This window comes from Pseudomonas sp. NPDC088322, from assembly GCF_044740745.1.
In the GTDB taxonomy this organism is placed as follows: Bacteria; Pseudomonadota; Gammaproteobacteria; order Pseudomonadales; family Pseudomonadaceae; genus Aquipseudomonas; species Aquipseudomonas shirazensis.
This window is the reverse complement of sequence record NZ_JBIURK010000001.1, coordinates 630,228-654,973: the sequence shown is the minus strand read 5'-3', so window position 1 is coordinate 654,973 and position 24,746 is coordinate 630,228. Positions and strand designations below refer to the sequence as shown.

Genomic DNA, 24,746 nt, shown 5'->3' with positions numbered 1-24,746 from the left:
ATCCTGTAAGCGGGTTAATTAAGGTGAATCAGCCGAACAGGCTGGCCTCGACATCAAGGCCGGCATCGCGCATCTGCGCCAGCTTGTAGCGCAGGGTGCGTGGACTGATGCCCAGTCGATCGGCCGCTTCCTTGCGCCGTCCGCGCTCGGCGCGCAGGGTGTCGATGATCATCTGGAATTCGTGCCGGCGCAGGTCATCGCCCAACACCCCGGAATCAGCAGGCGAATCGCTAGTGACTGCCTGTGCAGGCGCGACCAGCGCTGCCGGTGCAGACAAGGCAATGACCCCACCCAGACAAAAATCCGCCGCCTCGATCAAGCCGCCCTGCTGCAGAATCAGCGCCCGCTGCAGGGCATTGTCGAGTTCGCGCACGTTGCCCGGCCACGGATGGTTCTGCAGGCAGTGGCGCGCCTCGGCAGACAACCGGACCGGCGCGTGCTTCATCTTCGCCACATGGCGCGCCAGCAGGCGCTCGGCCAGCGGCAGAATATCGCCGCTGCGCTCGCGCAGCGGGCACCAGGCCAAGGGGAACACCGACAATCGATAGAACAGGTCTTCGCGGAAGCGCCCCGCCGCTACTTCAGCGCCCAGGTCGCGGTTGGTGGTAGCCAGCACGCGAATATCCAGCGCGATCGGCTTGCGTCCACCCACCCGCTCCACTTCCCGCTCCTGCAACACCCGCAGCAGCTTGGCCTGCAAGCCCAGCGGCATTTCGGAAATCTCGTCAAGGAGCAAGGTACCGCCATCGGCCTGCTCGAATTTGCCTGGCTGAGCGGAAATGGCGCCGGTGAAGGCACCCTTCTCGTGGCCGAACAAGGTTGCCTCGAGCATGTTGTCCGGGATTGCTGCGCAGTTGATCGCCACAAACGGCTGCGCCGCTCGCGCGGACTGGCGATGGATGTACTGCGCCAAGACCTCCTTGCCGGTACCCGATTCGCCGGAAATCAACACCGTCGAATCACTCTGGGCGACTCGCGCAGCCAGCTCCAGCAAGCGCCGGCTGGCCGGCTCGCATGCCACCGGGCCGTCTTCATCGGCTCCGCCGACGCGACCGCCAGCATGACGCGCCACCAGACTTAACAGCGCCTGCGGCTCGAACGGCTTGACCAGGTAATCCACCGCGCCTTGGCGCATGGCCTGGACTGCACGCTCAACCGCAGCATGGGCGGTCATCAGCAGCACCGGCAATTGCGGATGGCTGCTGCGCAATTGCAGCAGCAACTGATGGCCGTCCATGCCCGGCATGTTGACGTCACTCACCACCAGACTGAACGCTTCACCGGCCACAGCGGCCAACGCCTCTTCGGCACTGCCCACAGCCCGGTAGGCAAAACCGCCGATCTCGAGGGTATCGCCAAGCGCTTCACGCAGCACCCGGTCATCCTCGACCAGCAGCACCTTGATACCCATCAGCGCGCCTCCCCAGGCAACTCGCCCAGCAGCGGCAGGATCACCTGCACGCAGGTGCCCCGACCTAGTCGCGAGCGCATGCGTACTTCGCCCTGATGTGCGCGCACCACCGCCTGAACCACGGCCAGACCGAGCCCGGTACCGGTAGTCTTGGTGGTCAGAAACGGCTCACCGAGGCGCGCCAGCAGCGCCGGCGCGATGCCGCAGCCAGCATCACTGACGCACAGGTGCAGCGCATGCCCACGGCGGAACAAATGAATTTTTACCCGCGCCGGCAGCGTGCTTGCCTGCAGGGCGTTTTCCAGCAAATTGAGCAGTGCCCCGACCAGGGTGTCGCGATTGCACAGCAACTCTCCTAGGTGGGTGTCGCACTGCCAACGCACTGCATGGCCCTGCACATGCACCTGCGCGGCTTGTTGCAACGCCTGGAACAAACCCTTCGGGCTGAGCCGATCAGCCAGCGGCAACTCACCGCGGGCGAACACCAGCATGTCGCGCACTTGATGCTCAAGCTCGTGCAGGCGCTCCTTGAGGTTTCCAGCAAAGCGCTGACGGGTTTCGCTGGGCAACTGTTGCTGCGGATCTGCCAGGTGGCTGGCATAGAGCATGGCCGCCGACAGCGGCGTGCGGATCTGATGCGCCAGCGAGGCAACCATGCGCCCGAGCGAGGACAAGCGCTCATGCCGGGCGAGTTGATCCTGCAGGCGACGGGTTTCGGTCAGGTCGGTCAACAGGACCAACTGGCCAGGCTCGGCATCCAGCGAACGAGTAGCGATCGACACACGGCGGCCATCGCGCAGGGACACTTCATGGCCATCGTCCTTGCGTGGAGCGAAACTGCGGGCAATGATCTGGCGCCACAATTCGCCGAGCAACGGCTCGCCCAGCAACTCGCAGGCCGCAGGATTCGCCTCGCGCACCCTGCCGTGCTCATCGATCACCACCACCCCGCCTGGCAACAGGTCGAGCAGGTTCTGCAGGCGATTGGCCAGGCGTTCCTTTTCGCCCAGTTCAGCCATGCGCTGCGCACTGACTACAGCCAGCTCGCCCTTGAGCTCGCGCACCCGCGCCTCGAGCATGCCGTAGGATTGATTCAGTTGGTTGGAAACCTGATTGAACAACGCGAATGCGTGTTCAAGGCCCTGTCGGCTTTCCTGCTCGACCGGGATGCGACCCTGCGGATCAGCGGCTCGGGAAATCGGGGCGGCGTGGGGCATCGTGCTCTCTCGCGTGGCTGACCGTCATAAAAACGGTGTGTTGCCTGCGATATAGCAATAGCCGTGCCGGAGATAGGGTTAACGGGGTGGAGGGCTTATCAGGGCTGCGCTGCAGCCCTATGCAAGGGAACGGCAGGCGTCAATCCTCTGCCTGTTCCTCGCCGTCACGACGACTCATGCCGTATTTGCGCATTTTCTCCACCAGCGTCGTACGGCGAATCCGCAAGCGCTCGGCGGCCCGCGCAACGATACCATTGGCGTCGTCCAGCGCCTGCTGGATCAAGCCTTGCTCGAGGCTACCGAGGTAGTCCTTGAGGTCGAGGCCTTCGGGCGGCAGCATCGCGTGATTGGAGAAATTCGGCGTATGGCCGTTGATCGCAACGCGCTCTTCCAGGTCGCTGCGCATGCTGTCGACCAACTGCTCGTCTTCATCGTCGACGTAGCGGAATTTCTTCGGCAGCTCGGACACCCCGATCACACCGTAGGGATGCATGATCGCCATGCGCTCGACCAGGTTGGCCAGCTCGCGGACGTTGCCAGGCCAGCCATGCCGGCACAGTGACATGATCGAGGCCGAATTGAACCGAATCGACCCACGCTTCTCGTGCTCCATACGCGAGATCAGCTCGTTCATCAGCAGCGGGATGTCTTCAACTCGCTCGCGCAGCGGCGCCATCTCGATCGGGAACACGTTCAGGCGATAGTACAAGTCTTCGCGGAAGGTGCCCTCTTCGATCATGACCTCAAGGTTCTTGTGCGTGGCGGCAATGATGCGCACATCGATGCTCTGGGTCTTGTTGCTACCGACACGCTCGAAGGTACGTTCCTGCAGCACGCGCAGCAGCTTGACCTGCATCGGCAGCGGCATGTCGCCGATCTCGTCGAGGAACAGCGTGCCGCCGTTGGCCAGCTCGAAGCGCCCAGCGCGACTGGTGATCGCACCGGTGAACGCGCCCTTTTCGTGACCAAACAGTTCGCTTTCGAGCAACTCGGCCGGGATCGCCCCACAGTTGACCGGCACGAACGGTGCTTCACGGCGCTTGGAATGATAGTGCAGGTTACGCGCAACCACTTCCTTGCCAGTGCCTGACTCGCCGAGGATCAGCACGCTGGCGTCGGTGTCGGCCACCTGCTGCATCATCTGCCGCACGTGCTGAATGGCGCGACTGGTGCCGACCAGGCTGCGGAACAGGTTCGGTTCGCGCTGACGGCCACGCTCGCGGGCATGGTCGTACATTTCGCGATATACCTGGGCGCGGTGCAGGGAGTCGAGCAGCTGGCTGTAGCTGGCAGGCATTTCCAGGTTGGACAACACCCGGCGGCGCAGATCCTCAGGGAACTCTGCAGCAGAAACATCGCCAAGCAGCAACATCGGAAGGAACTCATCCCAGCCTGCCACTGTCTTAAGCAGCCCTTGCACACTGGAAGGCGCATTGACCGCACCGATCAGTACGCACAGCACCTCACGACTGGAGGCCAGCGACTCTACCGCTTGCTGCCAGTCCTGGCTTGAGCAAGACAGGTTGTCTTCGCCGAGAAAGTTCAGAACCACTGCCAGATCGCGGCGGCGGGCGCTGTCGTCATCGATCAGGAGAATCTTGGTTTCACGCCACATGCAATAGCAACTTCCCTAGTCATATCGGCGCCCTGAGGGCGTGCTCGACATCATTCCGACTGAATGGTCAGTGTTCGGACGTCTGAAATTCGAATACAGCCACTAGTAAAGTCAAAAAAAAACGCACAGTCAAATTTATGGCGCTCAGTTTTTGTATCTCATCAGTGTCAGCTGAACAGATGGTATACCTTGGCGGCATTTTTCGCCTGACGGATTTGCGTCATCTCGTCGACTAAAGTTTGACGTTCCCCACTTGCAACTTCAATCAGATGCCGATAGACCTCGAGTAGCTGCTCAAGGCTGGCACGTACCTGGCTTTCATTGTGCGATGCTTCGGACAACACGTCATCGACGCACAGGCGGCACTCGAGGTCGAGCTCGCTCACTGCATCCCAGTCGCGGCCGGCGAGCGCTGCCAGCAGCGCCTCACGGGTCTGTTCGATACGCTCGATCACCATGCTCATGCCACGCTCCTTGGATCAGCCTTCCGGCTGTTGGTCGGCGATCGCATCCCAGCCTTCCTTGACCGTGATCAGCAGGCGGGCGACTTCGTCGATGATCGCGGTGTCGGTCTTCAGGTTGGCCTCGACCAGGCGCCGGCTCATGTAGGTGTACAGATTATCAAGCTCGGCCAGGCTGTCGGCGTGGTTTCCCAGGTCGAGACCTTCACGCAGGCCGCCGATGATGTCGATGGCTTTGCTGAGGAGGATGCCTTGCTGGGCGATATCTTTGCGCGCGATAGCACCCTTGGCTTGTGCCAGGCGGTCCAGCCCGCCCTGCATGAGCATCTGCACCAGACGATGCGGGCTCGCCTCGGACGTCTGCGCCACACCGTTGACTTTCTGGTACTGCCGAAGGGCCAGCATCGGATTCATGGATCTGCCTCGTTACCGCGAAAAAGGTTGCGTATACCCTGTATATCGCCGCCACGTCAAAAAACTTTAGCCGCGAAAAAAAACCCGGTGCGTCTTGGCAACGCTACCGGGCTTGTTTCAGCTGCTCATGCTCAGGACTTTTTGGCCTGCGCATTGATGGCTTCGAAGATCGAGGTAATCTGGTTGGCCTGAGCCTTCATCTTGCCCAGAGCGGTGTCCAGCGCCACGTACTTCTTGGTCAGCGATGCGGTCAGCGCCTCGGTACGACGATCCAGGGCAGCCTGCTGATCGGCAAGGTTCTTGGCGACCTTGTCGAGGTTGTTCTTGCGTGTCACCAGGCTGCCATCGACCGCGTTATACGGATCAATGACTTTGGTCATGCGCTCGAAAATACCATTGGTGCCACTGAACAGCTGCTGGATCTCGCTGCCAAGTTTCTTGTCATTCATGGCGCTGTCGAACTTGCTGCTGGAGAACTCCAGCGTGCCGTCTTTCTGCGTGTTGATGCCAAGCTGACTCAAGGTGGTCAGCCGGTCGCCTGCGCCAACTTCGGCCAGAACACCGCGCACATCGGCCAGCAGCGACCGGGTCGTCGGATCGTTGCTCAGTGGGCCGAGCGTTACGCTGCCATCAGCATTGGTGGTGGCTTTGGTCAGCGCAGCAACCGTTTTCTGCAGGGTGTTGTATGCGTCGACGAAACTCTGCACCGACGTTTTCAAGCCGTCGTTGTTGGATGCTACGGTGACCTTGGTCGGCGACCCAGCGAGGCTGGCGCCGGTCAATTCGAGTGACAGCCCGCTCACTGCGGTGGTGACGGTATTGGAGGCACTCTTGACCTCCAGGCCATCCACCAGCATGACCGCATCCTCAGCTAGCGCAGTGATATAGCCAGCGCCTTCGGTCTTCATCGATTTGGTGCCGTCGATCTCCAGATCAGGGATACCGCTGACCTTGATATCGGTATTGGCGCCTGTAGTAGTGGAACCCAGCACCAAACGAGCACCATCTTCACCGGTGATGATGTTGGCAGAGATGCCGCTGGCGCTCAGCTCCTTGTTGATCTGGTCGCGCACAGTCTGCAGGGTCGCATCATCACCAACAGTTATCTTGTAGCTCTTGCCACCTTGCTCGATGACCAGCTCGCCCGGATCAATGCTTTTACTCGGACCTTCAAGGAACGCCTGGCTGGCGACCTTGGAACTGGTGGCGAGGTTTTTCACTTCGATGCTGTAAGAGCCCGCCACAGCCGTGTTGCTGGCTTTGGCCTTGACCACGCTCTCGCTTGCCGACGTTGCCGCATAGGCATTGAACGACGGCGCATTCTTGTCGTTGAGCTTGCCCATCGACGTAGTGAAAGCAGTGAGGGCACTACGCAGCGCGCCAACCCCGGAAATGTACGCAGCATTGTTGCTGGTCTGCCGGGTGATCTGTGCCTTCTTGGCGGCAGTATCGGAATCGACCAGCACTTTTACGATTTCAGTGATGTTGATTCCAGAGCCGAGGCCCAAGGAGGAAACGATCGAGCTTGCCATGGTGGTGCTCCTCTCTGCTTGTGCGGTCACCCAAGGTTACAGGGCCGCCACGATTCATTATTGCTGAATTCGCCGCCAATCATACCTTGGCGTCGAATAGAAGACTGTTGACATCACTCAAGCTGCTGGCGATCCGCAACGCCTCTTCCGAGGGTAGCTGACGAATCAGCTCGCCAGTCTCGCTGGCGATGACCTTGACCACGATCTTGCCGGAATCCTCATCGGTGGAGAACTCCAGATTACGTCGAGACGTGCTCAGGAATTTTTCTATTTCCGATACCGCATTGCGAACCTGCTCGGCATCGATCACGGCCGGCGGTTGTTTCGTTTCACTGACACGATCAGTATCTGCCGAGCGCAACACAGGCGCATCAGCTACTGGCTTGTCGGCGACCACCTCGACCGGACGCACGGCCGGGTAAGACTGGTTCAGCTTGACGCTCATGTCCATGTCTGCCACCTCGCAACGAAAAAAGCGGAGAAGCGCAGCATTCTGCACTCCTCCGCCAACGACCAATCAACTATTACTGAAGCAGCTTCAGTACAGCGGATGGCAGCTGGTTGGCCTGAGCCAGAACCGAAGTGGAAGCTTGCTGCAGAGTCTGCTGCTTGGTCAGCTGGGCAGTTTCAGCGGCGAAGTCGGTGTCTTGTACGCGACCACGAGCAGCTTCGGCGTTTTCGTTGATGTTTTGCAGGTTGTTGATGGTGCTGGTCAGACGGTTCTGCACGGCACCCAGGTCAGCACGAGTGGTGTTGATGGCGTTCAGGGCGTCATCGATCGCGCTCATGGCGGCGGTGAAGGTGGCCTCGGCCGAGGAGCTGTCTGCACCGGTGATGTTCTGGCCGGTCAGACCGCTCAGTGCACCAGTGGTGTTCAGCGCGTCGCTCAGGTTGATGGTGATCTGGTTGTCAGTACCGGTGTTGGAACCGACCTGGAAGGTCATCTCGCCAGCGTCGCCGTTCAGCAGGTTCTTGCCGTTCAGCTGGGTGCTGTTGGCGATACGGTCGATTTCTTTCAGCATCGACTGGAACTCTTTGTCCAGTGCGGCACGGTCGTCTTCGCTGTTGTTGTCGTTTCGCGACTGAACAGCCAGTTCACGCATACGCTGCAGAATGTTGGTCTGCTCTTGCATCGCGCCTTCAGCAGTCTGGGCGATCGAGATAGCGTCGTTGGCGTTTTTGATAGCCATGGTCTGACCTTTGATCTGCGAGGTCATGCGGGTAGCGATCTGCAGGCCGGCAGCGTCGTCTTTGGCGCTGTTGATTTTCAGGCCGGAAGACAGACGGGACATCGAGGTGCTGAGTGCATCGGTAGCACGGTTCAGGTTCTTCTGAACGCCCAGGGAGGTAGTGTTGGTGTTAACGGTCAAAGCCATGACGAATTCCTCGTTAATTGGGTACTACGGCTTCCGGCCTTGGCAATTCGCCGGGTGGGGGCACAGAGAACCTTCGTAATAGTTATCGTCGTCAGCGGGCGTTGCTTTAGCGGATTTTCGAAAAAAATTGGTGGCATCCTGCCAGCCCAGAGAATTCGCGGACTTGACGCCATGATTCAGGCGCGCATTTGAAGACCGCAGTGGAAAAATTTGCCCTTGACGCAAGCTTGCCTGCACACCAACAAAAACGCCGCCCGGGATATGGCGGCGTTTCTATGCATACATCGACAGTGCTCAGTCACATCGTTCGATAATCGCCGAGCCCCATGACAGACCTACGCCGAAGCCGCTCAACGCGACGCGCTGGTGACGTGAGCCGAATACGTGTTTTTCCAGTAACAAGGGAATGCTCGACGACACAGTGTTACCCGTCTCGACCATGTCCTTGACGAACCTGGCCTTGTGTTGCCCTTCCTGGAAGCGCAGCGATACCGCATCGACGATGGCCGCGCTGCCCTGGTGCAGGCAGAACAGGTCAATGTCATCAGCCTGCAATTGGCTGGCATCGAGCAACTGCTGCAGGTGAGCGGGGATCTTCACCAGGGCAAAGTTGTAGACCTGGCGGCCGTTCATGTAGAACTTGCCTTCAGTGGTGCGCAGGTGCTCAGCGCCACTGCCGTCGCTGCCGAACAGCGACTTGCCGAGCTTCCAGCTGGCGTCCTCACCCATCCAGGTGGCGGTTGCAGCATCGCCGAACAGCATGGTGGTGTTACGGTCTTCAGGGTCGACGATCTTCGAGTAAGGATCGGCGGTGATCAGCAAGCCATTCTTCAGGCCCGCGGCTTCCATGAAGCCCTTCATGGCATACAGACCGTAGACATACCCAGAGCAGCCAAGAGAAATGTCGAACGCCGCGATATGGGTGGGCAGGCCCAGCTTGTGCTGGACGATCGCAGCGGTATGCGGCAGCCCTTCGGCGTCACCGTTCTGGGTAACGACGATCAACACATCAATTGCCGCCGGGTCCAGCGCTGGATTATTTGCAAACAAGGCCTTGGCAGCCTCGACAGCCAGATCGGATGTTTCCTGGCCGGCGTCCTTGCGCGGCAAGAACGTCGAACCGATCTTGCCGAAGATGAAATCCTGGTCTTTGCCGAATTTCGCACCCTGGGCGTAGTTGTCCACCCCTTCGGTGGGCACGTAGCTGGCGATGCTTTTAATGCCAATCATATGGCTTCCCAATTCAATAACAGCGAAACACCCACTGCATGCACAACGACAAAAAGCCAGGCGATACGGTGACTACCGATCCCTGACCCGTTTTGCAGGCGCTATGCAGCGGCTCCCGGTTTCCGACAATATACAGTGAAGATGCGCGTTCTGACTCTCAAGTCACGCTCTTTTTGTCGAATACGCGTTCGCTGCGGACTGCCCGGTCAGGCAATCGCCGAGCACCTCGACGAGCCGATCCTGGCCCGCTCGCGGCAGCCCCCACCAGAGTGGCAGACGCAACAGCCGCTCAGCACTGCTGTCGGTGACTTGCATCGAGCCGTGCACGCGTCCGTAGCGTTGACCCGCTGGGGACGAGTGCAGCGGCACATAGTGAAACACGGCATAGATCTCGTGCTGCCTGAGCGCATCGATCACAGCCTGGCGATCAATCCCGGGCGCGAGCAGTACATAGTACATATGGGCGTTGTGCTGAACGTCGAGGGGGATGATCGGCCGACGCAGCAAGCCTTGCTGCTCGAGCGGCTCCAGGGCGCCATGATAGTAATCCCAGCTGGCCAGGCGGTTGTCGGTGATCGCTTGCGCTTCCTCGAGCTGAGCCCAGAGAAACGCTGCAATCAACTCACCAGGCAAGAACGACGAGCCGACCTCCTGCCAGGTGTACTTGTCTACCTCGCCACGGAAGAAGCGACTGCGGTCAGTGCCCTTCTCGCGGATGATCTCGGCGCGCAGCACCTGCTTCGGGGTATTGACCAACAGCGCTCCGCCTTCACCGGAAATGACGTTCTTGGTCTCATGGAAGCTGAATGCACCCAGATCACCAATGCTGCCCAGCGCCCTGCCTTTGTAGCTGGACATCACACCTTGGGCGGCGTCCTCGACCACGGCCAGGCCATGCTTGCGGGCAATGGCCATGATGCTGTCCATTTCGCAGGCCACTCCAGCGTAGTGCACCGGCACGATCGCCCTGGTTCGCGGGGTGATGGCGGCTTCGATCAGGCGCTCGTCGAGATTGAGCGTATCGGCCCGGATATCGACGAATACCGGCACAGCGCCACGCAGCACGAACGCGTTCGCAGTCGAGACGAAGGTGTAGGAAGGCATGATGACTTCATCGCCCGGCTGGATATCCAGCAACAGCGCCGTCATTTCCAGCGCGGCGGTACAGGAGTGGGTCAGCAGGGCCTTGGCGCTGCGGGTGTGGGCTTCCAGCCACTGGTGGCAGCGCTTGGTATACGGGCCATCGCCAGCCAGCATGTTGCCGAACTTGGCCTCGGCAATGTAGTACAGCTCTTTGCCCGTCATGTGCGGGCGATTGAAGAACATCTTTTCTGTGTTCATTGCTGATTTTCCGCAGTCGCCACCCGAAGCCACGGGTCGCTGGTTAGCCATTCAGAGCCCCGGAACGGTGCTGATCCTGCCACCTATCTGAGTGCCCTTCTCAAGGTTCTGGTAAAAGTATGGGGTGAATCCGGCAGCGGCCATCGCCCGCTGCGTCCTGCCGATGTCATAGGCGACGCGGTGCAGTACAAACGTCTCACCGTCCCAGGTGGCGAAACCCGCGCGCGGGTCTCCGTCACGCGGCTGGCCAACGGAACCCGGATTGCAATAGATCTTGCCTTGGCCTTGCCAGAGAAACTGCACATGGGTGTGCCCTGAGGCGAAGCGACAGCCCGGCAGCGCATCGAAATAGCCTTGCGAGGGACGCAGATATTCATCCAACGGATCATTCCAGCCGCCATGCACCATTTGGATTTCCTGCTCCACGGCATGCGTGGCCAGGCCTTTCAACCAGTCAAGGTTACTCGCGCTGATGACACCCGCCTGATAATCCAGGCACGCATTGGCACTGTTCGAGCGGGGGCAGCGCTCTTGATTGGCCAGGTACCAGTCGTGGTTACCCATCACCGAAAGCACCTGGCGCTCGCGCAATGCATCGCAGCACGCATTGACCTCGCTGTAGTAGCCAGCGGTGTCGCCCAGGCAGATGATCCGCGACACGCCAAGCGCATCAAGCCGGTCAAGCACCGTACACAGTGCGCTGTAGTTGCCGTGGACGTCAGAAATGATGCCGATCATAGACAACGTGATCCTCTATGTAGCGGACCGCGAAGCCCTGCCTGAGTGTCGGCTGCTGGGCAATCCTGCCGTCCAGATAATAGTCCAGGCACATCGCCGCCTCGTTATAGCCAAAGGCAGTACGGATCGAGCTGGTCGAAGAAATCCGCGGATTGATCTCAAGCAAGCGCCAGCCGCCCTGGTCATCGCGGCGAAACTGCAGATTGGTCGGACCCACCGGCTTGAACGCACGGCACAATCGGGCAACCGTGCCGTCCAGGCTATCGGCCTGATAGACCCACGCCTTGGCGGTCGAACCGTCGGAGGCCAGACTGCGCTGGAAGGCAATGCTCGCACCGGCATTGCCCAGGCCGTCACCGAACACCGCCACGGTGTACTCCTGAGCCGCAGTGCCAATGATCGGCTGCGCCATCATCACCTCACCGAGAAGCGGCGCATAAGGCGTGAAGTCCTGCTCCTGGTGGACCCATACCAGTCCTTTAGAGGCATAACCCTTGCGCGGCTTGAGCAGAAACGGCAGCCCCAGGGCCTGCTTCAGCGAGTGGAAATCACCAGCGATCAGGCTTGGGATGCGGCAGCGCTCGTCAAGCGCCAGCAGGGCCTGATCCATGGCCCACTTGTCGCGCGACAAGTCGATCAGAGCCTGGGTATTGAGCGCCACCTGAGTACTCGTCTTCGCCAGCAGCGCACGGTGGTCGGAAAGCCAGTGGACGTCCTGCTCGATGCCCGGAATCAGCAAGTCGACCTGGTACCTGAGCACTACCTGTTGGAGCCAGTGGCCGTAGTTGGCATCGGCAGTCAGCGGCGCCTGTTCGAACACATCGCACCATGCCCGGCCGACCGCATCGTCGTAGATATCGGTGCCGACCAGGCGCACCGCGGGGTCGGCTGCACGCAGCGATTTCAGCAGGCCATAGCCCATGATGGCACCCACGCCCGTGACCATTACCGTTCTCATCCGTGCATCCCTCGCTGTGCCCGCATCAATTCGAAGCCGCGCCGGATATCCACCTTGGGCGCGTAGCCAATCCGTTCGAACAGCGCGTGCGCGCAGGCGAACATTGGCAGATCGGGGATATCAGCCCGATCCGGCAAAAACTGCACATCAACCGGCTGACCGAAAGCCTCGAACGCCGCTCGGGCAATCTGCGACAGGCGCGGGTCTTCTGGATGGCCACAGTTGTGCAAGCCCTCGACCCGCTGCTCGGCGACTCGTGCGCAGATCTCGGCGAGATCATCGACGTGCAGGTAGTTGCGACGAGGGTCGTTGCTGCCGTACAGCTTGACCGTGTTGCCGGCTGCTGCACTGTCGGCAATGGCGTACAGCAGCGGTTGGTGGATTCGACACTGGGCCTGACTGTCATAGACCTGGCTGATACGCAGAATCGTCAGAGCCATGCCCCGTGACTGACAGTACAGGCTGACGACTTCTTCGGCGTGCCGTTTGGACAGCGCATAGATACCGTAATACGGGTCTTGCGCTTGATGCGCGGCCCAGCGCGATGACAACAGAATGAAATGCCGCGCGCCACACTGTTCGGCCAGGCGACAGGCTGCCAGCGCACCGACGCTGTTGACCTGCTCGGCACGCACCAGATCGTCGGGCTCTGCGCCACCGAAATCGGCTGCGGCGTGCACCACTACATCGAACGATTGCTCACAGACCGGACTATCCAACCGACTCAGGTCAAAGACAATGTTAGCCTCGCGGCGCCCCGCCAACTGGACCGGGCCGTGGCGTGTCAGCGCCTGGGCGATTGCTTTGCCGAGGGTCGAAGTGCTGCCGATCACTAGGCTTTTCATAGGTCGGCGACGGTCGCTTCGAGCATCAGCGCGCAGCTGAGCTCCGGGTAATCGATGGCGACGGTGCACATGGCAGTGGTAATGCTTTCGCTGAGTTCGAGTGATTTCATCTGCGAGGTCATGAACGGCTTGAGGAACAGGCCTTCCTTGCGCACGACCCGCAAACCCGCCTGCTCGAGCTCTTGCGTCAGCGTGTCCAGTGAGTAGGCGCGCAGATGCCCCAGTTCATGATCGCCCTGCCCCAGCACCATCATGTCATCAAGCAGCCCAGCGGCATGGCCGAAGCGCCGGTGCAGCGATTGTGCATTGGGCACCAGAACAAAACAGCGGCCATTGGGCTTGAGGTACTGGCGGAAGTGGCGCAGCACTACCTGCGGGTCTTCGACATGCTCAAGGACAAAGCCCATGACGATAAGGTCAAAACGCTGATCGGTTTCGAAGGTTTCAAAATAGCCTTCGACGATGTGCGCCGGGCTGTCCGGGTATTGCGCCTGAAATTGGGCAATTACCGAAGGCGAACCATCGATCACAGTGTGCGAGTTGAAATAGCGAGAGAATCGATTGGTTGAGAAACCATGCCCGATACCCAGTTCCAGCAAGCTGAGCTCAGGGCCGCAAAGCTCCATGATCCGCCGCGGGTACCAGTTCAGCATGATGTTGTTGTCGTAGGCGTAGCCGAAACTGTCGCTGTAAGCGCCAATGAAAGTATCGAGTGTGTTGTTCATCTATGCCGTTTCTCCTGCATGGATCGGAGCGATGTCCGCCATGATCGTTGTCATGTGACTGACGCCGCTCAATCTGGCAACCAGGCACGCCGCCATGCTTGCAGTCGGTCGCCTTCGAGTAGCCAGTCCTTACGTACCTGGGCCTGCAGGGCAGAGCCCAACTGGGCTGACGCCTGTTGATCGTCCAGGTGCAGTCTGATTGCCCGGACCCAATCTGCCGCCTCATTGCTCACGCGTGTCAACGGCAACACCTCGCCACCGACAAACCCTGCAACCCGGCTGCAGATCACCGGCTGGCCACAGGCTGCATGCTGCAGAATGCGCAGGTCGCCCGAGCAGGCGTTGGCAAAGGATTCACGCATCGGCACCAGTGCCAGATCCAGATCCAGCTCTGCCAAAGCCTGGCCCAGACGGCTGTCGTCGACCTGCGGCTGCCAGGCTGTCAGCCAGCCACGCAAGGCGGCTGGGCAATCGCCCAGCACGACCCATTCGACCGCCCCTGCCAACGCCGGTATGACCTCGGCAAGCACGTCCGCGTCTTTGTCGCCCAGCCAGCCCACACGCGGCTTGCTGCCCTTGCCGCGACCGCCTTGGAGGCGCCCCCAGCTACTCGGCAACGCGCTTTCCAGCAAGCGCACATCTTCATGCTCAGCCTGCAACAGCTGCGCCAGCGCCGGAGTGCTTACCAACACCCGATCGGCCTGGCTGATGCCATGCTGCAGCCGCTGCTGCAGCTCGGCGGCGGAGAATCCGCCGGGCAAGGACATTTCCGGCAGATAGCCGTCCAGATCGTAAACTTTGAAAACCGCCGAAAATGCCCGCAAGCGCCGCAGCGCAAGCAGACCGGCGTCATCGCAGGGGCGCTGGACAATTACGCTGGTCGGTTCGAAACGCTCGATTTCGACCGGCGACAGCATCCCGGCAGTCACCGCGCCATCGAGCTCGCCGCAGTCGCGCAAGGCCATGAACGGCAACAGCAAGCGCGCCCTGCCCAGGGGCTGCGGACCTGCCGCGCAGGCCAGCACGGTTGGCAGGATGTGCTGTACCGGGCGCCAGCTCAACGCGTTGGTTTCCAGGCTGAAGCTTTTTCCGGCAGTCAGCGACAGATTGCGGTTATAGGCTGGATCGCGTGCCAGCGCGGGCAACCAGCGGGCATACAGCGCATCTTCCTGATCAGCGCTGGGCGCCGGCACTGGCTCGGCATCGAGCAGCAGCCGCGCATGCGGTGTCCAGACATTCAGGTAGCCGGACCGTTGCAGCTTCAGACACAGATCAACTGCGGTCCAGCAGGAGAGCAAAGGAGCGGCATCAAAGCCCCCCATTTCAATGAACAGCGCCCGGCGCAGCATCAGGCATTCACCGCCCAGCGCCGAGTAGTTCTGGTCCAGGCAAAGGCGGTCCATGTAGCCGGGGGCCTGGGCGGATACGCCTGCAAACGCCGGCCCGACCGAGCCCGCCAGGCCGAGCACCAAACCTCCCTGAGCAATGCTGCCGTCGCGGTTGAGCAACTTGCCGCCCACCGCGCCGACTTCCGGGCGCTGCGCGTGATTGAGCAGCGCCTGCAGCCAACCTGGCTCGAGCAGGACGCTACAGGCACTGAGCCAGACCAGATACTCGCCGCGAGCCTCCTGCGCCGCCGCGTTGCACATGGCCGCAGGCGCCTGACCGGGGGCAAATCGCAGCACCTCGAAACGGCCCGCACCTATCTGCTCGAGCTGGTCGAGCCAGGCTTGGCGGGCAGGGTCGTCTGTGCCCGGCTCGATCAACAGCACCTGGTAATCGCTGTAGGACGTCTGTGTCAGCAAGCTGTCGAGGCAGCGTTGAAACTGCTGCAGTTGCCCCTCCAGGTAAATCACGATACTGACCAGTGCCGGAGACTGCAGTCCATATTCAATGCGATAGCCACCGTGCGACTGCGCCAGCACCTGCGCGTTGACATAACCGCGCGCCTGCAAATGAGCGCCGATCACCGCCTGTTCGTCGCTGCACGGCACCTGGCCGGGCACCTGCGCTATGAGCAGCGTTTGACTGGCGTGGGCGACACAGCCCAGGCCGTGTTCGCTGAGCAGGCGCAACTGCAACTCAAGTTCGAACGCACGCCCGGCAGCGCAGCTGAATCCCTGCTGTAGGGCTTCACGCCGGTATAGCCAGTGCCTTGCCAGCTCTGCTGGGCGCGACAGCAACAGGTCGAGGTTGAGATCGGGGCGCAAGCAGAGTTCGACGGCGCCATCATCGCCACGCGACGCCTCGTCTGCGTATACCGCCAGACAGTCGCTGGCGGCTTCAGCCAAGCCTACTGCGCACAGCAGCAGGCCACTGTGGATGAATGTTGTGCCCGCCTCGACCAGCATCAGCCATGGGCTCTGGCTGCCGCTCAGCCACGCATTGATAGCAGCCAGCGGCTGCTGTGGATCCGTCGCCAGCCATTCGATATTGCTCTGCTTGGGCTGGACCCTGCCAAAAACGACGATCTGCAGCTGCTGATAGCGGCTGTGAACCAGACTGTCCACGGTGGCAGCCAAAGCCACCTGATCGCCTCGGTCAATCACCAGCACGGCAATGCGCGGCGCCCCCAGTCGCTCCAGACGCTGCTTGATGGCCTGCAGTTGCGCGGGCTGAGGGCGGCGCTGGCGGATCCAGTCGAGGATGCCCAGCCGATTACCTGCAGCTTCAAGGCGCGCGGCACGCTGGGTTTTGTCGATGAACACGTCAAGCTGCTGCCAGAACGGTGCGGTGCGCTCGACGTAGCGCGGCAAGGCAGCACCAAGGCTTGCCCTGGCGCGCTGCAGCGCATCCGCTTCATCACTCATGGCAAAACCGATGCAGCCAAAGAAGCTGTTGTCGAGGAACTCACGGTCGATGCCGACCCCCGCCATGAAGATGACCGGGCATCCGCAGAGTACGGCGATCACGCAGGTCATCGACCATTCGTAGGTGTAGAGCACCTCGGCCTTGCGCAACACCTCGGCCAACTCGGACAGGCTCAAGGGGTTGGCGATACTGAGCAGGCGGACCTGCTCCGGCAACTGGGTGTAGTCGATGCGCTCGAGTGGATAGCGGTTGTGATACAGGTAGCTGCCTTCACGCACCACTGCGGGGGCACCGCCTGCAAACAATTCGATATCGATGGTAGGCAGGCAAAGCAGGTCGCCATCCGGAAAACCCTGCGCTTCGGCAAGCCGCGCCGCGTAGTAGAACATCAGGTCGTCGGGACTTGCCTGCATGTCCTTGCCGGTGATGAACTTCTCGAAGTTAAGCATGAACCGCGCAACCACGGCTGCCAGCAACGGGTTGCCCGAAACCACTTCTGGATACACCGCAATCGGCACCTTGCCTTGTGCCCGGTGCCGTTCACGCACGGCCGCATCGAGCGCTGGCGTCTTCAGCTCAGGGTTCACCGCGCCGCTGCCGTGGATATACGCCTCGCGACCGCTAAGGTTGAGCACGTGACACAAATAGTGCATCGAGACGATGCCTGACGATGTTTCGCGATACCCAGGCGCCATGATGTAGTAGGGATGCTCTGGCTTGGCATACATCAAACGCAGTCGCGCGAGCGCTGCGTCGTAAGGTTGAGCGCCTGGTTGCGCGGTATTGGACATCAGAAACTCCAGGATCAGTTCAGGCCGGACGGCGCTGCAGGAACGCTGCAGCATCACTGCCGGTGTTGAACAGCAGGTCGATCACGCTTACCCCGTGCAGAAACTCGCCATGCAACTGCGGGTAAACCGGATAGCCGTCATAGCTCATGTAATCCAGCCCCAGCCCTGCTGCAGCGAATGCCGCTTGGTCCAGATAGCAACTGGCCGCAGGCCCGGACAGGTAATCGCTGGCGCCGAGTGCCTGGCACAGGTGGATAAGGCGCTCGTTCTTGCCGTCAGCTCGCCCCAGATCTTCCGAGCGGTACAACCGCGTGGAGATCCCCAGCAGCGGACACAAAGCGCTGATCAAGTGCTGGTTGATCTGCGACAGGAGGCTGAGCTTGGCTGCTTGCTCGTAGATCGCCCGCACCTTGCCTTCCATCTCGGCGAAACACGGCGCGCGACGGTAGCTCATGGCAATGGTTTTCCAATGCTGCTCGGCCCAGCCTGGATCACTGACTTCGACTTCGTTGATCAACTGCTCGAAACGACCTTTGTTCTTGACCGGCACTGTCAACCAGTGTTCGCCTTGCGCGGTCTTGACCTTGTTGCGGTTGCGCCAGTCGCGCCGGGTGTACTGCACATCGTCGTAAAAGACAAAGGCATCGACGCTGGCGATCAGGTCAAAATAGCCCTTCCACGGAATGTAATTCGACTGCAGCACAGCGACTTTCTTGTGCATCCCCGATCCCATCGCGCAGCGCGCCTACATCAGGCCTGTGACCTGTCAATAAATTGCCACCGGGCATAAAAAAGCCGGGTCCATGACCCGGCTTTTGCAATTCCCGCGCCAGCTATTACAGCTGCGCGAGCCACGCTTGCTGCGAGTGCGGGAGGCAGGCGTGGCCGAACTGCGCCTCGCCATGGAAGGCCCCAGGCCAGCGCTCGGCCAGCGCTGCTGCTGGATCTGCAACCACGCTGTCGGCAGGGCTGAGCAGCAACTGCGAACGTGGTGTCCACACCACCATCAGGCCGGCTTCCTTGGCAGCCAGGCACAGATTGATATCGGCCCCGGCCAGTCCTTGCAGACCACCACATTGGTCGAACACATCCTTGCGCACCATCAGGCAATCCGCCGAGACCGCCGCACAGCTGCGCACCGATGAGGCCCAGCTGTTGCTGGCTGCCTGGAGCATCGACAGGCCCTGCCATGGCGAGTACACCTGTGGCCCGGCGAGCAGCTCGTAGCCGGCATGCACCAGGCTGCCGTCAGCAGCTTCAAGCAGGCGGGCACCGACCACCCCTACCTCAGGGCGCTGGGCTTCGTTGAGCAGGCCTTCAATCCAGGCCGGGGTCACAACATGACAGCGCGTGGACAACAACAGCAGGTAGTCGCCGCGCGCCTGGCTGGCCGCCAGGTTCAGCAGATCACTGCGCGACGCACCAGGCGCCGCGCTGACCAGGCGTACACGCCCGCCCAATGCCCGTGCAGCCGCCTCGCTGGCAAATGCCTGATCGGCACCCGCGACGATGATTTCGTAGCGCGGGTAACGGGTACGCTGCAGTATCGAGGTCAGGCACGCCTGCAGTTGCGCCAGGTTGCCCTCGAACGCCAGCAGAATGCTCACCAGCGGAGTGCTGCTGTGACGGAAATCAATCACCAGCCCAGACGCGCCCTGATCGTTGACCTGGCTGCGATAGCCCAATTGCGTCAGGTGGCGATTGACGACTGCTACTGCGTCGCGCTTGGACGCCGGCGACGCTTGGCGCCCAATCACAAGGAACTCGTCCATGTGCGCCAGGCTGGCCACACCCTGGCTTTCGACCAAGCGCAGCAACACGTCAAGCTCAGCCGCGTTGGGATGGGCTTCGCTGTATCCACCCAGATCGAGCAAGGCCTGACGGCGCAGCAACCAGTGCCGCGCCATCAGCCCAGGCTGGCTACGCAGCAGGTCGAGGTTGGCACCCGGCCGCGTGACACTGTGCAGCCGACCCTCGTCGTCACGCTGGACTTCATTGGCAGCGATCGCCTGGCAGGCAGGCGCTTCGCTCAGTTCAACCTGCAGCCGGAGCAAACCGCCCGGGAGCAATACGTCGCCAGCCTCGAGCAGCAGCAACCATTCGCTTGGCAGTTGCGCCACAGCTTGATTGAGGTGCTTGACCCAGTTGCTATCACTGACCTGGATGAAATGCAGAGTGTCGCGCGGCGTGGTGATGGTCGGCGGTTTGCCGGCTTTCAGCACCAATAATTTGAAGTTGCGCAGGCCGCTGGCCAGCAGGCTGTCAAAGGTCGCTTGCAAGGCCAGGTCGTCGTTTTCCAGGTCAAGCACGACATAAGCGAGCTGCGCAGGGGCGTGCTTGTTCAGGTGCGCCAGAACGCGCTTATGAGAGCTCGCGTCCGGGGTGGCTGCAGCAATTGCGGCAAGCACGTGCCCCGACGGCGTGGCCTGTAATTGCTGCAGATTATCCACAGCAGGCACTCGCTCCAGCCGTGCCAGCCAGTCCACCAGCTCATGCCGGCGTTGCGCATCTGCCTCGGCAGAGAGGCTCGCCAGCAGCTCACGGCACACATCAGCGTTGAACATGCCCATGGCGAAGGCTTGCCAGTACCGGTACTGCAAACTCTCGGCAGTGTCGTTAGGGTGTTGCACCAGCAGATCGCGCTGACGTACCCATACCCCTTCAAGGGCCTGCTGGTGCTGCTGGCCAGTCGGCCAGGCGTGGTTGAGAAACTCAAGCTCAGTCAGTTGGGCAAACAGGGCGCCATTGTAATAAGGCAGTTGCACGTCCTGGCGCGGCTCAAAGTCGCGCTGCGGATCGTCGATCACGCTGGTCCACTTTGAAGTGAAAATCAACGGCGCCGCGATCAGGTCGTAACTGTTGCGAACAAACTGGTTGAGCAGGACGAAGCCGTCATCACCGGCACACAAGCCATCGCGCGCCTCGTCCCATTCACGCAGGGCGCGGACAGTCTGGGTCAGGCGCTCCTCGCGGGCGGAACAGGCCGCGTCACCGGCTTGCCACTCGGCGAGCACGTCGGTCTGTTCAAGCTGGACAACTTCACCCTGAGCCAGCAGCGCCAAGGACAACGCCACGCGCATGCCCGCGAAATCCAACTCGCTCGGCGCTGCTGCCACTGCGGCTTGCAGGATCGCCACGCGCTGCACTGCGCGCCAGGCCTGCTGCCCGGCCTGGGCATACTGCGTCAGCCGCGCAACAGCGTCAGGCGCTTGCAGCGGCGCAAACGCCGAACCGACCTTATGATATGCAACCTCACTGCTGGCGGCTGCGTAAGCCAACACATAACCTTGTGCAGCCACGGCCTGAGGCTGAGCGTGCAAACACGCTGCTGCCTGATCAAGCGCGGTGGGCAAGACAAAATCGGTGTCCAGCGCCAAGCTGACGAAAGGCGTCTGCACTTGCTTGAGCAACATGCTCAGATGATCAAGCCAGACCCCGGCGGCGCTCATTTCGGAAAGCGGCTCGAGGGCCATGCAAGGTACGCCAGCCTGAGCATAGTAATGCAGTGCGCGGGCACGGCTGCCTGACTGATCGTGTCCCAGCAGGACAACGGTCACATCACTGCGCGAGCCAATTGCGGTTTTGATCATAAAGCACCTGTTCAGTGGTCATTGCAGCGCGGGGCCAGGCCCGGCGCCAGGGTTCAGTCTGCCAGCCAGGCATTGGCCCAATGCTGCAAATGGTGCGGCATCAGCATGTAGTCGTGGAGCACGGCTTCGCGCAAGGCATCACCCTGGCGATAGCTGGCCTGCGGGTCGGCGAGGTGCATGCGGATCGCATCCAGCCATTGTTCCGTACTGTTGTCTTTCACCCGTGTGCAGGGCAGATAGCCGGCATAGGCCCGCGAATCGGTACAGATTACCGGGAAGCCGCACGCGCCATATTCGAGCAGGCGCAGGTTGCTCTTGCAGTCGTTGAAGAGGTTCTGTTCGAGCGGCGCCAGCGCCAGATCGAGATTGAGACTGGCCAGTTTGCGCGGGTACTCGGCCAGCGACACGGCGCGGTGAAACTCCTTGACATAGGGGCGTAGCGGCTCTGGGCACATGCCAAAGAAGACCCAGTCGACCTCGTCAACCAAGGCTTTGATGACGTCCAGCAGTAATTCCAGATCGCCGCGGTGGCTGGTACCACCGGCCCATCCGACGCGCGGGCGAGCGCTGGTCTGGCGGCGACTGGCGAGGTCTTTCCACATCGGTGCAGACAACATGTTCGGCACCACGCGGATGTCCTGGTGCATGCTCGACAGCGCGTCAGCCAGAGGCTCGGTGGACACTACCACGCGGTCACACAAGCCAATTCCCTGCGCCACCAGCTCGCGGATATTGCTTGGCAGGTTGCGCGCATGGTCGTTCTTCTTGGGTGGCTCGACGATGTAGTCGTCCAGCTCGTAGATTCGTCTGGCATTGGAAAAACGCTTGAACCGGGCCATTTCGTGCAGGTTTGTCGGGGTGTAGCGACACTGCAGGATCATCACATCCGGCTGCTCTCGCTGCAGTTCGATCAACCCGGGCGTCATGTAGTTGATACGCCCTTGAATCCAGCCGGCGCGCTCCAGTTCGGTGAATGGCTGAATGACCCGGTAATGGCCGATGGCCGTGGTATTGGTCGGCAGAGCCAGCACCGAAGGCATGACCCTGGCAATGAACGGATCCCAGCCAGTGCGCAAGCCAGGCTCAAGATTGAAATTACCCAGCTTCAAACTCAGGTTAGGGTTGTAGGCTGGGTCCAGCGCCACCGACGGCAGCCAGCGATCGTAGCAGGCTTGCGTGTCGGCCAACTGCACCTGGTCGGGCGTTGCCAATGCGGCCGCGCGCGATAGCTTGGCCACTCGGGAAAAGGGCGTCCAAACCACCAGATAGCCTGCGTCGCGAGCGCGCAGGCAGAGGTCAAGGTCGAACTGCGATGCCTGCAGGTGGGCAGTATCGAGCCCCTGCAACTGCGCAAACAGCTCACGCCGCACCAACAGACAATCCAGGCTCACCGCACTCCAGCTCTGCACCAGGCGCTGGCGGTTCAGGTAGCCATCTGCGTTCAGGTTATTGCTGGCGAAGGGGCTGCCAGCGGCAGCACCGCCCAGGCCAAGTACCAGGCCAGCGGACACTACTTTGCCATCGCCCGCGCACAGCATCGGCCCCACCACACCCACTTCCGGGCGCTGGGCTTGCTCCATGAGCGCGCTCAGCCACTGCCCGTCAAACAGCGCGCAACCGCTCTCAAGCAGCAGCAGGTAATCACCTCGTGCGTGCTGGCTGGCTTGATTGAGCACTGCGGCCCTGCCCTGCGCCTGCACCTCGACCACCTGCAGCTGATCCGCGCCGACGCCACGCATGGCCTGCAGCCAATCACGGACGTCGGCAGGCTCGTCACCAGTAGCCACTACCAACACTTCGAAGTAAGCGTACCGGGTGTGTTCAAACAGCGATTCGACACACTGCCTGAGTGCCAGCAGGTCGTGTCCTGCGCTGATCAGCACCGACACGCTCGCTGGCGTTTCATGCAGGTAATTGACGCGACAGATCAGGCTGCCCGGCTGGCCCTGCACCTGCGCCTTGACGCCAAGGCGACGCAGATGAGCCTCGACCACGCGCGCTGCCTGCTGCTGCGCATCCGCCTCGGCCAACCATTCGGCATAGCCAGACTGGCACTGCACAAGCACCTGTGGGACATGTTCTACGACGTGCAGGCCCTTGGCCTCGACCATGCGCCAGAGCAGGTCATGGGCCGCCATGCCGGAAAACTCAGGATCGAAGCCGCCCAAAGCGCGTAGCGCAGTTACGTTGAACGCAAGCATCCGCCCTACGTAAGGCAGGCTACGCATCAGATCAAGGTTGAAATCCGGCTTGAAGATCGGCCGACCCGGCTCAAGGTTGTCGAAGCCGTCTTCATCGGTATAAAGGCACAGGCTGTCGGTGCGCAGGGCCATGCGCTCGGCGAGAATCACCAATGCGTGAGCATGGACCCGGTCGCCGGCACGCAACAGCCATACCCAGTCGGCGGGCTGCTCAGCGGCGCTCAGCCACTGATTGAGCTCGGCCAGACCGGTGCCGTGGACGACCTGGTAGCAGACTCCAGGTGCATCCACGCCGGCCAGCTCAGCCGGGCCCTGCACCAGAATCTGCGCGCCTGGATAAGACTGTACAGCCAGACTATCGAGGGTTTCCTGCAATGCCGCCTCATCACCCTGCTGGCAAACGATGACCGGCACGATGCGTGGCTGGTTGGGCCATTGCTCGATGCGCTTGGGCAACAGTTGCAGTTGCCCCGGCGACAGGTTGCGGCAGGCCAACCACTGCGCATAAAGCTCGGCAAAGCTCAGTGCCTGACTACCGACCTGCTGCTGGAAGTTGGCGATCTGGCCGGAATAGAAACGGCGGATATCAAACTCTTCCCAGCGCTGATCCGGCTCGCCATTGAACGCTGCCAGTGGCAGGTAACGGACCCAGCCATTGGCGGGCGGCAGGTCGCCAGTACGTGCAGCAAGCATCTGTTGCAGCCACTGGGTTTCGACCTTGAACGCTTCGATAACGCCAACATTGTGGCTGAGCCTGGCCGCGTGAACCCGCTCGACACTGAGCACCTGCTCCAGGCTGGCCAGATGACCCCGGCGCAGCACACATGCATACAAGGCAAGGTCAAGGCGCGCGGTAAAGCCCTGGCCGTCGAGCACCAGATGGCTTAGATATTCTTCGACCTGGGCGCGGCGGAAAAGCGCGTGGCTAATGCCACCGAACAGGTTCGGCGCATTGTCGGCAATGCTCGCCAACAGGTCTGTGCCGATCAGCACGGCACTCTGCGGGGCAATGACGCTGTTGAGCGAGCGTGAAGGCAGCAGGATGTCATCAGCCGAGCACACCAGGCGCTGGCAGATGACCATACTGACCTGCGCCAAGTCCTGCAGAACCTTGGCCTGGCGAGTGATGCAGCTGTCGAGCAGCATGTCGTCATCGCAGAGAAACTTGATCAGCTCACCCGAAGCCTGTGCCAGACACACCTGCAGATTGCGGGCAAAGCCCAGTCGCACCGGATTGCGCAAGTAACGCAGCGGCACCGCGCTGTCTTTGCCAAGCTCGGCGCAGATGGTCTCGATCTGCTCATCGGCACTGTCGTCGCAGACGACGATCTCCAGATTGGGGTAATCCTGGGCGATGGCACTGGCCAGCGTGGCGCGGAAAAATTCAGCATTGAAGGCAGGAATGGCAATGCTGACGACGGGCTGATCACTCACGATGACGACCTTGACAAGGTTTACGGTTCACTGTGACAGCCAGCATGGCGAATCCA

18 protein-coding genes are annotated in these 24,746 nt (G+C 61.2%); all 18 read right to left on the bottom strand.

Features of this window, described 5'->3' with window-relative positions:
• Window positions 1-28: 28 nt before the first annotated feature.
• Window positions 29-1,411 (bottom strand): sigma-54-dependent transcriptional regulator, encoded by a 1,383-nt coding sequence (locus ACIOAU_RS03060; RefSeq protein WP_401179862.1) that lies wholly within the window; start codon window positions 1,409-1,411, stop codon window positions 29-31.
• The gene (locus ACIOAU_RS03055; protein WP_401179859.1) at window positions 1,411-2,628 is read right to left on the bottom strand and encodes a sensor histidine kinase; all 1,218 of its coding nucleotides are present in this window, start codon (window positions 2,626-2,628) and stop codon (window positions 1,411-1,413) included. Before ACIOAU_RS03055 ends, ACIOAU_RS03060 begins: the two co-directional genes overlap by 1 nt.
• Window positions 2,629-2,767: 139 nt before the next feature.
• Window positions 2,768-4,243, bottom strand: a complete 1,476-nt coding sequence (fleQ, locus tag ACIOAU_RS03050; protein WP_103436646.1) for a transcriptional regulator FleQ — start codon at window positions 4,241-4,243, stop codon at window positions 2,768-2,770.
• A 167-nt stretch (window positions 4,244-4,410) separates the two neighbouring features.
• Entirely contained in the window at window positions 4,411-4,707 is a 297-nt protein-coding gene (locus ACIOAU_RS03045) for a flagellar protein FliT (protein WP_150573123.1), read from the bottom strand.
• A 15-nt stretch (window positions 4,708-4,722) separates the two neighbouring features.
• A complete protein-coding gene (gene fliS, locus ACIOAU_RS03040; RefSeq protein ID WP_401179854.1) occupies window positions 4,723-5,118 on the bottom strand; it encodes a flagellar export chaperone FliS in 396 nt (131 codons plus the stop codon).
• Between the two features lie 131 nt (window positions 5,119-5,249).
• Window positions 5,250-6,650 (bottom strand): flagellar filament capping protein FliD, encoded by a 1,401-nt coding sequence (gene fliD, locus ACIOAU_RS03035; RefSeq protein WP_150569775.1) that lies wholly within the window; start codon window positions 6,648-6,650, stop codon window positions 5,250-5,252.
• A 79-nt stretch (window positions 6,651-6,729) separates the two neighbouring features.
• Window positions 6,730-7,101: a flagellar protein FlaG gene (locus tag ACIOAU_RS03030; protein ID WP_150569776.1), complete on the bottom strand. Its 372-nt coding sequence runs from the start codon at window positions 7,099-7,101 to the stop codon at window positions 6,730-6,732.
• A 73-nt stretch (window positions 7,102-7,174) separates the two neighbouring features.
• Complete coding sequence (locus tag ACIOAU_RS03025; protein ID WP_150569777.1) at window positions 7,175-8,026, bottom strand: flagellin domain-containing protein; 852 nt, start codon at window positions 8,024-8,026, stop codon at window positions 7,175-7,177.
• A gap of 294 nt (window positions 8,027-8,320) precedes the next feature.
• On the bottom strand, window positions 8,321-9,256 hold the full coding sequence (locus ACIOAU_RS03020; protein WP_186698630.1) for a ketoacyl-ACP synthase III: 936 nt from the start codon (window positions 9,254-9,256) through the stop codon (window positions 8,321-8,323).
• Between the two features lie 162 nt (window positions 9,257-9,418).
• On the bottom strand, window positions 9,419-10,597 hold the full coding sequence (rffA, locus tag ACIOAU_RS03015; protein WP_186698627.1) for a dTDP-4-amino-4,6-dideoxygalactose transaminase: 1,179 nt from the start codon (window positions 10,595-10,597) through the stop codon (window positions 9,419-9,421).
• A gap of 51 nt (window positions 10,598-10,648) precedes the next feature.
• Window positions 10,649-11,335, bottom strand: coding sequence for a metallophosphoesterase (locus ACIOAU_RS03010; RefSeq protein WP_150569780.1), 687 nt, complete (start codon window positions 11,333-11,335; stop codon window positions 10,649-10,651).
• Window positions 11,316-12,293 carry an ATP-grasp domain-containing protein gene (locus ACIOAU_RS03005; RefSeq protein ID WP_150573126.1) on the bottom strand — a complete coding sequence of 326 codons (978 nt, stop codon included), beginning with the start codon at window positions 12,291-12,293 and terminating at the stop codon, window positions 11,316-11,318. The genes ACIOAU_RS03010 and ACIOAU_RS03005 overlap by 20 nt, the downstream gene beginning before the upstream one ends.
• Entirely contained in the window at window positions 12,290-13,138 is an 849-nt protein-coding gene (locus ACIOAU_RS03000; protein ID WP_150569782.1) for an NAD(P)-dependent oxidoreductase, read from the bottom strand. The genes ACIOAU_RS03005 and ACIOAU_RS03000 overlap by 4 nt, the downstream gene beginning before the upstream one ends.
• Window positions 13,135-13,863 (bottom strand): class I SAM-dependent methyltransferase, encoded by a 729-nt coding sequence (locus tag ACIOAU_RS02995; RefSeq protein WP_150569783.1) that lies wholly within the window; start codon window positions 13,861-13,863, stop codon window positions 13,135-13,137. Before ACIOAU_RS02995 ends, ACIOAU_RS03000 begins: the two co-directional genes overlap by 4 nt.
• A 68-nt stretch (window positions 13,864-13,931) precedes the next feature.
• Window positions 13,932-17,465 carry a glycosyltransferase gene (locus tag ACIOAU_RS02990; protein ID WP_150569784.1) on the bottom strand — a complete coding sequence of 1,178 codons (3,534 nt, stop codon included), beginning with the start codon at window positions 17,463-17,465 and terminating at the stop codon, window positions 13,932-13,934.
• Window positions 17,466-17,484: 19 nt separating this feature from the next.
• Window positions 17,485-18,186, bottom strand: a complete 702-nt coding sequence (locus tag ACIOAU_RS02985; RefSeq protein WP_401179844.1) for a WbqC family protein — start codon at window positions 18,184-18,186, stop codon at window positions 17,485-17,487.
• Between the two features lie 115 nt (window positions 18,187-18,301).
• On the bottom strand, window positions 18,302-21,055 hold the full coding sequence (locus tag ACIOAU_RS02980; RefSeq protein ID WP_401179841.1) for a glycosyltransferase: 2,754 nt from the start codon (window positions 21,053-21,055) through the stop codon (window positions 18,302-18,304).
• A 53-nt stretch (window positions 21,056-21,108) separates the two neighbouring features.
• Window positions 21,109-24,690, bottom strand: a complete 3,582-nt coding sequence (locus ACIOAU_RS02975; protein WP_401179838.1) for a glycosyltransferase — start codon at window positions 24,688-24,690, stop codon at window positions 21,109-21,111.
• Between the last annotated feature and the right edge of the window lie 56 nt (window positions 24,691-24,746).